Source organism: Streptomyces spiroverticillatus (assembly GCA_014650415.1).
Lineage (GTDB): Bacteria > Actinomycetota > Actinomycetes > Streptomycetales > Streptomycetaceae > Streptomyces > Streptomyces spiroverticillatus.
In genome coordinates, this window is the sequence record BMUX01000012.1 from 187611 (window position 1) to 200030 (window position 12420).

General features: G+C 70.7%; 8 protein-coding genes. All 8 read right to left on the reverse strand.

The genetic code is table 11. The annotated features are described in order from the left end of the window. Nucleotides 1-36: 36 nt before the first annotated feature. Entirely contained in the window at nucleotides 37-1362 is a 1326-nt protein-coding gene (locus IE269_RS28755; RefSeq protein WP_189826090.1) for a nucleotide sugar dehydrogenase, read from the reverse strand. Nucleotides 1363-1420: 58 nt separating this feature from the next. After that, the gene (locus IE269_RS28760) at nucleotides 1421-2905 is read right to left on the reverse strand and encodes a sugar transferase (RefSeq protein WP_189826091.1); all 1485 of its coding nucleotides are present in this window, start codon (nucleotides 2903-2905) and stop codon (nucleotides 1421-1423) included. Nucleotides 2906-3296: 391 nt separating this feature from the next. Then, a complete protein-coding gene (locus IE269_RS28765) occupies nucleotides 3297-4079 on the reverse strand; it encodes a methyltransferase domain-containing protein (RefSeq protein WP_189826092.1) in 783 nt (260 codons plus the stop codon). A gap of 135 nt (nucleotides 4080-4214) precedes the next feature. Next, entirely contained in the window at nucleotides 4215-7427 is a 3213-nt protein-coding gene (locus IE269_RS28770; protein ID WP_189826093.1) for an AfsR/SARP family transcriptional regulator, read from the reverse strand. 423 nt (nucleotides 7428-7850) lie between these two features. Further along, on the reverse strand, nucleotides 7851-8552 hold the full coding sequence (locus IE269_RS28775) for a glutamine amidotransferase (protein WP_189826094.1): 702 nt from the start codon (nucleotides 8550-8552) through the stop codon (nucleotides 7851-7853). Nucleotides 8553-8609: 57 nt separating this feature from the next. After that, complete coding sequence (locus IE269_RS28780; protein WP_189826183.1) at nucleotides 8610-9599, reverse strand: PDR/VanB family oxidoreductase; 990 nt, start codon at nucleotides 9597-9599, stop codon at nucleotides 8610-8612. 244 nt (nucleotides 9600-9843) lie between these two features. Further along, nucleotides 9844-10752, reverse strand: a complete 909-nt coding sequence (locus IE269_RS28785; RefSeq protein WP_189826095.1) for a diiron oxygenase — start codon at nucleotides 10750-10752, stop codon at nucleotides 9844-9846. A 109-nt stretch (nucleotides 10753-10861) separates the two neighbouring features. After that, on the reverse strand, nucleotides 10862-12088 hold the full coding sequence (locus IE269_RS28790) for a lactonase family protein (RefSeq protein ID WP_189826096.1): 1227 nt from the start codon (nucleotides 12086-12088) through the stop codon (nucleotides 10862-10864). Nucleotides 12089-12420: the final 332 nt, after the last annotated feature.

Sequence of the window (12420 nt, forward strand, 5' to 3'; positions counted from 1 at the left end):
GTCCCACCCCCGTTGTCGTCGTTACCAAGCACGTCGTTACCAGGCAAGGCCCAGGTACCCCGGTTCCGTCCGGCGCGCCTCGGCGTCGGGGAGGCGTACGAGATCCACGATCACCGGGCCCTCGCCGTGCGGGAGCGCGGCCAGGACGGCCGGGTCACGGGTGCCGACCAGGCACACGTCGGCGAAGTCCAGGACCTCGTCCACGGAGTCCGCGAGGAGCTGCGCCAGGTGCGGCAGCCGGTTCTCGATGTACTCGCGGTTGGCGCCCAGCAGCCGCGACAGGCTCACGTTCGCGTCGTAGATCTTCAGGTCGTAGCCCTTGCCGAAGAGCCGCTCCGCGAGTTCCACCAGCGGGCTCTCGCGCAGGTCGTCGGTGCCGGGCTTGAACGAGAGACCGAACAGGCCCACCCGGCGCTTGCCGGTGCGCTCGACCAGGTCGACCGCCCGCTGGAGGTGGTCGGAGTTGGAGGGCAGCACATGGGAGAGGATCGGCACCGACACGTCCGCGCGCTGCGCCGCGTACACCAGGCTGCGCAGGTCCTTGGGCAGGCAGGAGCCGCCGAAGGCGAAGCCGGGGCGCAGATAGGCGGGGCTGATGTTCAGCTTGCGGTCGGCGAGGAAGACGTCCATCACCTGGTGCGAGTCCACGCCGAGCGCCTGGCAGACCGCGCCCAGCTCGTTCGCGAAGCCGATCTTCAGGCCGTGGAAGGCGTTGTCGGCGTACTTGATCGCCTCGGCCGTCGGCACCGGCACCCGGAACACCTCGCCGGGCAGGGCCTCGTACAGCGACGCCACCGTGTCGCCGCTGGCCGTGTCGAGCTGGCCGATGACGGTCTTGGGCGGGTCGAAGAAGTCCCGCACGCTGGTGCCCTCGCGCAGGAACTCCGGGTTGACCGCGACCCCGAAGTCCACGCCCGCCGTGCCGCCGACGGCCTTCTCCAGGATCGGCACCAGGAGGTTCAGGCAGGTGCCGGGGAGCATGGTGGAGCGGAAGACGACGGTGTGCCGCGGGGCACCCCGGCCCCGCTCGGCGAGTACCGCCCCGATCTGCTCGGCGACCCGCTCCAGATAGGTGGTGCACAGGCTGCCGTTGGGCTCCGACGGCGTGCCCACGCAGACCAGGGACACGTCGCTGCCCAGCACCGCCTCGCGGACGTCGTCGGTGGCCCGTAACGCACCCGTCCGTACGACGTCGGCTATCAGCTCGCCTATGCGTTCCTCGACCACCGGGGCCTTGCCGTCGTTGACCAGGTCCACCTTGACCCGGTTGACGTCCACCCCGATGACCTCGTGGCCCATCCCGGCCAGGCACGCCGCCGACACGCAGCCCACGTAACCGAGCCCGAAAACGCTGATCCTCATGCCCCGTTCCTCCCCCCAGGCAGGCCGGTGCGGCCTGCGATGCGATCCGTGCGGCCCATCAGTACGCCCCCTGCCCGTGCAGCACCGCACGGAGCGTCTTCCACAAGATCACCGCGTCCAGGGCGAGCGACCAGTCCTCGACGTACCGCAGGTCCAGTCGCACCGCCTCCTCCCACGGCAGGTCGCTGCGTCCGCTGATCTGCCACAGACCGGTCAGTCCGGGCTTGACCAGCAGCCGCCGCCGGATGTCCGGTCCGTACGCAGCCGACTCCTCCGGCAGCGGCGGCCGCGGGCCCACCAGCGACATCGACCCGGTCAACACGTTGAACAGCTGCGGCAGTTCGTCGATGGAGTACCGGCGCAGCACCGCCCCGACCCGGGTCACCCGGGGGTCCCGGCGGACCTTGAACAGCAGACCCGCCCCCTCGTTCAGGGCGGCCAGCTCGGCCCGTGCCCCGTGCGCCCCGGCGACCATCGTGCGGAACTTGAAGATGGTGAACTCGCGGCCGTCCTTGCCGACCCTGCGCTGGCGGTAGACCACCCCGCCCCGGCTGTCCACCAGGACGAGCAGGGAGACGAACACCAGCAGCGGTGCGAAGAACAGCAGCAGGAACGCCGCCCCCAGCCGGTCCACGACCGCCTTCACCACCCGGTGGCCGCCGGTGAACACCGGCATGCTGACCCGCAGCAGCGGAATGCCCAGTACCGCGTCCACGTGCAGGCGCGGTCCCGCGACCTCCATCAGCACCGGTGCCACGACCATCTCGGCCTCGCTGCCCTCCAGGTTCCAGGCCAGGCGTTGCAGCCGGTGCGGGGACCAGTGCGCGTCGGGAGTGATGGCGACGACCCGGTAGCCGTCGCGGTGCACATGGTCGGCGACGTCGGTCAGCCGGCCGACGACCGGCACCCCGTCCACGTCCAGCTGGTCACCGTTCAGCCCGAGGCCGTCGCTGGTGCACACGCCTTCGACCCGCCAGCCGAGGTGCGGGAACTTGCGGGTCCGGCTGATCAGATCGCGTACGGTCTCCGGACTTCCGGCGGCGAGCACGGGCCGCAGACAGCGGCCCTCCTTGCGCTGCTTGTGCAGCCACAGCCGCAGCAGATAGCGCGCGATCATGATGACGACCACGATCATCGGCATCGCGACGAAGATCCACAATTTGATGTTGCGCGAGGTCAGGGCGATGCCGCCCAGCGCCAGGACAACCGTCGCCGTGAACAGCGAGCGGCTGAGCCGGCGGAATTCCTCGGCGCCCTGCCCCAGTACGGCCGGAGCCCAGGACCTGCTGACCGCGAGCGCGCCCAGCACGAGCAGCTCGGTGCCGACGGCGAGAATGTTCCACTTCTCGTGCCAGTTGGCGGCGTCCCTGACTCCGAAGAAGTTGCCGATCGCAAAGACCACGACGGCGGTGGCCACGGTGTCGCTGACGATCACGGTACGTCGGTACCGTGCCTCCCAGTCGGCCGAAGGCCTGCTGATTGCCCCGTTCCTCGGGCGCTGCTGCGCCGGCGGAAACGGGCGGACTAAATCCCCTCGCTGCACGGGACCCCCCAGGTCGCCAGTGGTTCGACGTGTTCGCCCAACACTGCTTCCTCCCCCCCCAGGAGACCCCCCGGTCCCCGCACTGTTCCCCTTGTGCGGACTGTGCCCCTCGTGCGGGATGCCCCCCGGCTCCCCGCGTCGGCAAAGGACACGAGATGACGCAATTGCCGGGCCTTCGCGGCACCGGACTTATTGATCATTAACAGTGCTTCGTGGTCGAACAGCCGAAGCACGGTCAATCTAGACCATCGGGGCTGGGTTGGAGAGGGCATGTGAGAAATTCGTGACCAACCTTTGAGGATGGCTCCCGGGAGGGCTTGGCAAGCCGATCCCGGGGTAGACGCGGTGGCCTTCCGTCGAACGGAAGTCCGCCTTCCTCGCCGCTCCCGGGTCACCCCGCCGTGTCGAAATCCTTCTGGAACACGAGGACTTCGGTCGAGGCGACACCCAGCGGAGCCAGGAACTCCGCCTCCAGCCGGCAGCCCAGGCTCGCGAACAGGTCCACGCACGCCCGGCGCGGCATCGCGGCCGGGTACGAGTCGTGCCCGGGGCCGCCCTTGGTCGCCCAGGTGTGCACCGCCTCCGGGTCGAGACAGTTCTCCGTCATGACGTCGAAGACGATCCGGCCGCCCGGCCGGGTGACCCGCGCCATCTCGAAGAAGTAGCGCGCCGCCACCAGGAAGGTGACGGTGTTGAAGACCTTGTGCGCCTGGACGAGGTCCACGCTCGCGTCGGGCGTCGCGGCCAGGCTCGCCCCTGCCGTCGGCCGCGCCACCACGCCGAACGTCTCCACCAGGTACGCCGCCCAGGGCTCGGCCGTCTCGTAGATCTCGTACCGCTCCGGCGAGCACTCCTTCAGCGTCTTCTCCAGGTACCTCCCCGACCCGGGCCCGATCTCCAGCACCGTGCGCGGAGCGGCGGCGAACACGCCCAGGCCGCCCAGCTTGTCGATCGTCGACTGGGTGGCGCCCGGCGTCCCGTTCATCACGTCGTCGAGATAGTCCCCCACGGAGAGACCCGCGGCCCGTGCGGCCCGCATCGTCGCCTCGAACGGCAGGAAGTCGTCCACTCCCTGACGGTGGTTGGTGCTGCGTACGATGTCGAACCCCACCCGCCCCAGGAGCCTCTTGACTCCCGCCTTCACCACTAACGTCCCTTTGTTCGCAGCACCCATCGAAATCCCCCCACATGGTCGTTTTCAGCGTTCGCGCCAGCTTAGGTCGGCGGGCGAACGGGCGCAGGGGGACGCCGAATTCAGTACGGGGCGCGCAGGGGCGCGCGGCCGAAGCGGCGTGCGCCGGGCGGTCGGTCAGCAGCGTTCTTCGAGGGCGAAGGCGAAGACCTCCTCGGGCCGCAGCCGGGTCCCCTCGAACAGGGCGGTCTCGAACGCCTCGTGCCCCAGCGCCTGCCGCGCCCACCGCTCCGCCTCGTCGTGCGGCGCCCGCCAGTACGCCGAGCCGAACCAGGGGACACCGACGGTGTTCCACTCCTCCTCCGCCGCCCCCAGCAGCACCGCCGCCCGATGGCACCGGCCCTCGGCAGCCGCCAGACACCCCAGCAGGTCGACGACCATGGCCGTGCCCAGCCGGTCGCGGAAGTCCCGCTTCATGCGCAGGCACTCCCGCGCGTGCCGGGCCGCCACCACCCGCTCCCCGCAGGCCCATTCGGCGAAGGCCTGGACGTACAGGGCATAGGAGAGAGCCCACTTCTCCTCGTGCGCCCGGCAGACACTGCGCGCCTTGCGGCAGAGTTCGACCGCCTGCCCCGGCACGTCCAGGAAGACGCCCGCCAGGGCGAGTTGGGCCTGCGCCAGGATCACCATGCTGTTCGTCTCGCCGCACGCGGCGTACAGCTCCAGGGCCCGGGCCAGCAGCGACCGCGCGTGCACGGGCTCGTCGCGGAGCAGGGTGGCGGTGCCCGCCATGTGCGTGCCGTGGGCCAGCGTCATCCCGTCGCCGAGGCGCCCGGCCAGCTCCCGGCACTCCTGGGCCCGGGCGAGGCTCTCGGCTACGTCCCCGCGCAGATACGCGATCCGGCTCATCACCCACAGCGCCTTGGCGCGCTCCCGCGACGGCGCACCGGCCGCGCGCAGCGCCCGCTCCAGCCAGCGCTGCGCCTCCTCCACGTACCCGCACGCCACCCAGAACGAATACAGGGCGGCAGCCAGCCGGGCACCGGCCAGGCCCTCGTCCGGCGCGGCGAACGAAAAGCCCAGCGCCTCGCGGAAGTTGGCGTGCTCCAGCCGCAGCCGCTCCGCCCACCGCGCCTGACCGGGGCCGAACCACTGCGCCTCGCCGCGCTCGGCCAGCGCCAGGTAGTGGTCGCGGTGCCGGCGCCGCAGTGCGGTCCGCAGGTCCGCGTCGTGGATCTGGTCGCGCCCGTACTCGCGCAGGGTTTCCAGGAGCCGGAAGCGGATGCCGGCCCCGCAGCGCTCACGGATCAGGACCGACTTGTCCACGAGACCGTCGACGAGGTCGTAGATCTCTCCGGCCGGAAGATCCTCACCGGCGCAGACGGCCTCGGCGGCCTCCAGGTCGAAGGTGTCCGTGAACGTCGACAGCCGTACCCACAAAAGCCGTTCGTCGTCCGTGCACAGATGGAAGCTCCAGCACACCGTCGCCCGCAGCGTCTGGTGGCGGGGCAGCGCGGTGGGCCGGGCCGTCGTGAGCACCCGGAAGCGGTCGTCGAGCCGGGCCAGCAGCTGGTCGGGGTCCAGCGTCCGCAGGCGCCCGGCTGCCAGCTCGATGGCCAGCGGGATGCCGTCGAGGCGGCTGCAGATGCGGGTCACGGTCGCCCTGGTCTCCGCCGACATCGGGAACCCGCACGGCACCGCGGCCCGCGCCCGGTGCGCGAACAGGGTGACGGCCGGCGTCTCCTCGTCGGGCCCGCCCTCGCCCAGCACCCGCAACGGCGGTACGGGGACGATGCGTTCCCCGTCGACGGCCAGCGGCTGCCTGCTCGTGGCGACGACCCGCAGCCCGGTCGCGGCCCGCAGCAGGGTGTCCACCAGCACGGCGCAGGCGTGCAGCAGGTGCTCGCAGTCGTCGAGGACCAGCAGTATCTCCCGCTCCCGCAGATGCCGCACCAGCGAGGCCAGCGGAGCACGGCCCGTCTGGTCGTGCAGGTCCAGCGCCGCGGCCACGGCGTGCGCGACGAGCCCGGGGTCCGAGAGCCCGGACAGCTCGACCAGCCACACACCGTCGCGGAAGGAGGGCTGGAGGTTCAGTGCGGCGCGCAGCCCGAGCCGCGTCTTGCCGACGCCGCCGACACCGGTGAGCGTGACGAGGCGGTGGCCGGCCAACAGCTCGCGCACACGCGCCAGTTCATGGTCGCGGCCGACGAAACTGGTCAGCTCGGTGGGCAGGTTGCCGGGCGTCCTCAATACGGCACGGCTGCTCTCCGGCTGCGGGCCCACGGCCCCCGGGCGCACCCCGGCCCCGGTGCGGGACGGGACGGCGCCGCCCCGGCGGGAGGCGTCGTCGGCTGCCGTACGGGATGCGGCGCGGGGCAGGGGAGGGGGCTCGGTGGGGTCTGCCGGGTGGGGTGTGGTGCCGGTCTCCGGGCGGAGGGCGGCATTGGTGGCGGGGTGGGGCGCGGCGCCCGGCACCGGGCGGGCTGTCGTGCCAGTGGCCGGGTGGGGCGTGGCGCCCGGCACCGGCTGGGACGCAGTGCCCGGCACCGGGCGGCGGCCTGCGCCGAGGATCGCCGGGCGGCCCGCGCCGAGGACCGTCGGGGGGAAGGCGACCGGCGGGTCCAGGGCGGCGTCGGCGGCCAAGATCTGCTGATGCACGCGCCGCAGCTCCGCCCCCGGCTCGATGCCCAGCTCGTCCGCCAGCAGACGACGCGCCTCCTGGTAGGCCCGCAGCGCCTCGCCCTGCCGGCCACAGCGGTGCAGGGTCCGCATCAGCAGACCGTGCAGCCTCTCCCGCAACGGGTGCGCCGCGATCAGGCGGCGCAGCTCGCCGACGAGATCCGCGTCCGCGCCCAACGCCAGATCGACCTCGATGCGCTCCTCCAGCACACCCAGCCGCTGCTCCTCCCACCGGTCCCGCTCGGCGTCGAGCAGCGGGCAGGCCAATCCCTCGCACAGCCGCCCCTGCCACAGGTCCAGCGCGGCGTGCAGCGCCTCCGCCGCCGCGGGAAGGTCCCCCGCGGCACGGGCGGCGCGCCCCCGCTCCCGCTGCTCGGTGAGCAGGGTGCAGTCCAGGGCGTCCGCCGGAACCGTCAGCACGTAACCGGCCGCCGTCCAGTTCAGCAGTCTCGACGGGGCGCGCGCCGGGCGGCCCGGCTCCAGCACCCGGCGCAGTCCCGCCGCGTGCCGCTGCAACAGGTTCACCGCCCGCCCCGGAGGCGCCGTGCCCCACACCGCCTCCACGAGGGTCTCGCGGGACACGGGCCGGTTGACGTGCAGCAACAGCACGGCGAGAAGCACCCGCTGCTGCACGGGCCCGGCATCGAGTTCCTCTTCGCCGCGCCACACCCGCAACGGGCCGAGCAGATCGAACCGAAGCGTTCCGGACATCGATTGATCCTCCAACGACGCCGCCCTTGTGGGGCGGTCGCCCTCAAGCCAACCGGCACGACGCCCTCCGGACAACCCCCGTGAGGCCCCTTCGTGCCGGCAGGGACGGGTGCCGAGACCCGCCCCGCATCATTGACCCGCACGAGGACCTGCCGTCCCACCCGGGCGCGCCGCGCCGTACCCGGCGGCGGCCGTCCGGCAGGGAAGGCCCTCGTGCGGGAGACCTTCCGCGTCACTCCCCGTGAAGGACGCACGCACGGCGCCCGACGGTGCGCGGGAAGGGTAAAACCGGAGTCACGTCTTACGGACACGACGGCCCGTCACCACGACGAAGAGACGGCCGGGCCCGTGGGCCCGGCCGTCTCCGCCTCCTTCACCGTCCTCCCGGGACGCGTGTCCGTCCGTCGCCCCTCGAGTCGCCTCTCACCCCGTCGCACCGTCGAGCCAACGGCCGAAGAACCGCCGCCCCCGCTCCTCGGCCGCCTCCGCGTACCGGTGGGTGTCCGTCCGGATCTGCTGTACGGACACACCGGGCGCCTGCGAGATCTCGTGCGCATGGCCGATGAGCCAGGACTCGACGGCCGAGCCCCGCAGCTCCGGGTGGAACTGCAACCCCAGCACGGTGCGCCCGATGGCGAAGGCCTGGTTGCGGCAGACCGGGGTGGAGGCGAGGTGCGTCGCCCCCGGCGGCAGGTCGAAGGTGTCGCCGTGCCAGTGCAGTACGGGCCCGGTCAGCGCGGCGAGCGGGGACACCGCCCCCTCCCCGGACAGGTCCACGCGCCCCCAGCCGAGCTCCTTCGCCTCGGCCGGGAAGACCTTGGCGCCGAGCGCGGCGGCGATGAGCTGCGCGCCCAGGCAGATGCCCAGCAGGGGTTTCGCACGCGAGAGGTGGGCCCGTATCAGCGCCATCTCCTCCTCCAGGAAGGGGTACGCATCCGTCTCGCCCGCCCCCATCGGCCCGCCGAGCACGACGAGCAGATCGGGGCGGCGTCGTTCGACCCGTGCCCGCACATGACCCTGTGCGGCATCCACGTACGTGACGTCGAAGTCCCTGTCCCTCAGCACCTGTTCGAAGGAACCGAGGTCCTCGAAGGCGATGTGCCGGATCGCCACTGCTTCTGCCATTTCGCTCAACTCCGCATTCCGAAGGTGTTGTTGTCCTGCGCCGCATGCGCGGGGTGTTCACAGGTCCAGTACGAGCCGGGAGCCGCGGCAGCGGGAGACGCAGATCATCATCGTTTCCCCGGCCGCCTTCTGCCGGTCGGTGAGGATCGCGTCCCGGTGCTCGGCGACACCGTCGAGGACGCGCGTCTCGCACGTCCCGCAGATCCCCTCGCGGCAGGCCGCGAACGCCCGCACGCCCGCCCGCTCGGCCACGTCCAGGATCGACTCGTGCGGCGCCACGTCCAGCGTGAGCCCGGAGCGGTGGCACACCACCTCGAAACCCGTGGAGCGTTCCTCCTGCTCCGGCGGCACCGGCCGGGCGCTGAACCGCTCGGTGCGCAGACTGTCGACGGGCCAGTCGGTGCAACGGCCCTCCACGGCGGTGACCAGAGGCTCGGGCCCGCAGCAGTACACCAGGCTGTCCAGGCGCGGTGCGTCCAGCGCCTGCGCCAGCGGGAGCAGTCCCGCCTCGTCCTGCGGATGGATCCTCACCCGGCTTCCGTAGGAGGCCAGTTCGTCGAGGAAGGCCATGGAGGACCGGGAACGCCCGCCGTACAGCAGCTCCCAGTCCCGCCCCGCCGCCTCCGCCTCGGCGACCATCGGCAGCAGGGGCGTGATGCCGATGCCTCCCGCGATGAACAGATAGCGGGGCGAGGGATCCAGCGGGAAGTGGTTGCGCGGCCCGCGCACCAGCACGGTCGCCCCCCTGCCCAGAGCCTCGTGCACATGGCGGGAGCCGCCGCGGCCGCCGGGTTCGAGCAGCACGGCGATGCGCCAGGCGTACCGGTCGGCGGGATCGCCGCACAGCGAGTACTGCCGTACGAGACCGATCTCGGGAAGCACCAGGTCGATGTGGGCCCCCGGCGTCCAGCGGGGGAGCGGACGCCCGGCCGGATCGACGAGCGTGAGGGTGACGACGCCCTGTGCGGCGCTCTCCCGCGCGCCGACGCGAAGGACGGTGGTGCATTCCTGACGTGGTCCGGGTGCCGGCGGTGCCAGCAGTTCCATGGTGTCGACTGACATGTCGTACGTACTCCTGCGTTCTGTGCGAGTGGATCGGGACGGATGAAAACGGATGAAAGGAGGGAGGGCAGAACGTGGTGACACGGCCCGCGGACCGGCGCAGTTCCGGTCCGGGGGCCGTGTCACGGGTGCATCCGGAGGGCGCGCCGCCGCCCATTGCGGCGCGCCGTGCGGATGCGGTGGGGACAGGCTCGGTGCGTCTCCCTCGCCACGCACCGGGCCTTCCCGGTCAGGCGATCAGTCCCTGCCGCGCAAAGCTGTCACGCGCGGCGGCGGAGTCCAGGAGTCCGATCTCCTGCGCCATCGAGACGATCTCCGAATAGTCCAGTGCCGTCAGATCGGCGGCACCGGAATTCCTGCATTCCCTGATCATTTCCTCGGCCTGCGGGAAATCGAGCTGCCGCAGCAGGGAAAGCCATACGTCCAGTTCCCGGTCCGCGAACCAGACCACGGGTTCGGCCAGCACATCGGCGAAATCGGCCCGCTGCGATTCCGTCAGCTTGTGCGAGAACAACTGTGCAAGGGACATGAACAGCGGGCTGTGCACCATTTCGTCGTGCCGGTGTGCCGCCACCGTCATACGGTTGAACGACTGGATCTCCAGGCTTTCGCTGAGCAGATGCAGGTAGTCGCTGATGAAGATCTCCGACACCACGGCCGTGGCGAACTGGATCATGCGCCGCTGCCCGGGATCGGCGGAGCCCTGCTGCCGCTTCTTCATGTGGCCGACCAGGTTGAACTGGGGAATCACCAGATCTTCCAGCCCGCGACGGCTGCGCGTCAGACGGCTGGCCTGCTCCACCAAGTGCACGTGGTACACCTCGTCGACCATCGTCTCGCAGACCGCGGTCTGCGAGGCTTCCGAACGCAGTCCGGGCATGGTCCCCTGGAGGATGTCGAGACAGGTCGGGTTCACGATCTCCGTCTCGATCTGCACCGTCTTGGCGTTGTACATCAGCCAACCGGCACTGAGTATCCGCGACTTCAGCTCGGGCGGACTCGACAGGTACTGCGGCATGTGCCGGAACGGCAGGAGGCTCTCCAGGAAGTCCTCCTTCCCCGCCTCGAAGAACGGTTCCAGTTCCTGCTTCTTCACCTGGGCCCGGCGGGGCCAACTTGCGGCCAGCCGCTCCAGCATGATCTGGGTGTGGGAAAGGTCGTCGGTCCCGGCCTTCAGGTCCGGGCCTTGATTCGTCAACACGAATTCTTCTCCAGAATGAGTGGCGTCGGATTTCCGTGGCGCCCGGTCATCGGTTGCGTCCCGCGGCGAATTCGCCGTGGAACATCATCAGTCCGTCGTCGCAGTCATAGATCTTGGCGACCTTGTCGGTGTTGGTGTCGATCCGCACCAGGTGGTCGCTGACGAAACTGGAGACGAACACGGAGTCCTCGTCGAACATGGCCGTGGCGGTGTGCGCGTTGCGGAAGTCGGCGGGCAGTTCGCGGCCGGGACGCAGCCTCTTGAGGAAGACGGGGTGTGCGGGGTCCTGGATGTCCCAGATCGAGATGTAGCCGTCCCGCCCGTAGTTGAAGGGGCTGTCGAACTGCGGCCCCCACGAGTCCTCCTCCGCCACGTACAGCTTCCCCTTGGCGATCGTCAGGTCCGACGGCGACCGGTACATGCCCGCACCCGTCGCCGTGCGGGTGGGCGCGATGACCTGCTCGGCGGTGTCCAGCTCGGTGTCGATGAGCCAGACGCTCGGCCCGACGACCGTGGCGCCCTGCGGCGTCCTGGACGTGGACCCGACCTGCATGGTCCCGACGTAGGCGTAGCGGTTGTCGATCCAGCTCGCGTAGTGCGCGAACGCCCCGTACTCGGTCTCGGTCCCCAGCGTGATCGCGTGCGTCGCCACGACCGCGCCGGTGTGCCGGTCCGGCCGGTACACCCGCACTTCCCCGATGTCGTAGTCGTACCCGACACCCAGCCCGACGCTGCCCTCCGCATTGAAATTGACCCCGTGGGTCTGTCGCGTCAGCGCACGGTCGGAGTACAGAATCCGCTGCTCCAGCGTGCCGTCCGACCTGATCCTGAAGCCGCGCACGCGGTCGTCCGTGTAGTGCGTGATGTACGTGAACTTCGAGCGCGGCAGGAAGGTCGGGCCGTGCGTCTGCGTGTACAGGGGCCGCGTCCACGGCATGATCGGCTGCTTCGGCGAGGTCTGCTTGAGGTTCGGCATGTCGGACGGCGTCCCGGCGGCGTCCAGCGCAACGATCTGCCGGATCTCCACATCGGCCATGCCGGCGTCCCAGTCGATGCCGTTCAGGTGCAGTACGACGATGGATCCGTGGAACGGCGGGATCGCGTCCGTGGCGATGTACACGGTCACCTCGTCGGAGGCGATCCACGAGTGCTGGAGGCTGGCCGGCCGCCAGCCGTCGAGGCTCTCCAGCGGGACCGTGACGAGCTTGTCCTCCTCGGCATGGACGAGGACGAGCTCCTTGGACATCATGTTCACTCCGGTGAGGATGTGCATTCCCGACTGCTCCTTGTACGCGAGGGTTCGTGGGCCTCCGACGAGAAGTCGAGAGGCAGAACCCAGCGTGGGGCCGGGGGTTGCAGCACCCCTTGCAGAACTCGTTGCAGCGGCTTGGCACACGGTCCGGTCCGCCTGCGCCCGGCCGCGTACAGGCGAGCCGGGGACGCCCTCCCGCACGGCGTTCGCCGCCTCCTCACGAGGCGTCAGATGACGGCCAATCAGGTGGAATCGTCGTGGAACGGCGCAACGCCGTGCGCCAGCCTTCGCGCGTCCGCGGGTCCGTGGCTATGCAGGGCGTATCGACAAGCGGTTCTTCTGCTGATCGGAGA

Excerpts from the sequence above, each read along its gene's own strand:
- IE269_RS28775 (WP_189826094.1), bottom strand. The coding sequence starts at position 8,552 with ATGGCAGAAGCAGTGGCGATCCGGCACATCGCCTTCGAGGACCTCGGT.
- IE269_RS28785 (WP_189826095.1), bottom strand. The coding sequence starts at position 10,752 with ATGCTGGAGCGGCTGGCCGCAAGTTGGCCCCGCCGGGCCCAGGTGAAG.
- IE269_RS28770 (WP_189826093.1), bottom strand. The coding sequence starts at position 7,427 with ATGTCCGGAACGCTTCGGTTCGATCTGCTCGGCCCGTTGCGGGTGTGG.
- IE269_RS28765 (WP_189826092.1), bottom strand. The coding sequence starts at position 4,079 with ATGGGTGCTGCGAACAAAGGGACGTTAGTGGTGAAGGCGGGAGTCAAG.
- IE269_RS28755 (WP_189826090.1), bottom strand. The coding sequence starts at position 1,362 with ATGAGGATCAGCGTTTTCGGGCTCGGTTACGTGGGCTGCGTGTCGGCG.
- IE269_RS28780 (WP_189826183.1), bottom strand. The coding sequence starts at position 9,599 with ATGGAACTGCTGGCACCGCCGGCACCCGGACCACGTCAGGAATGCACC.
- IE269_RS28790 (WP_189826096.1), bottom strand. The coding sequence starts at position 12,088 with ATGCACATCCTCACCGGAGTGAACATGATGTCCAAGGAGCTCGTCCTC.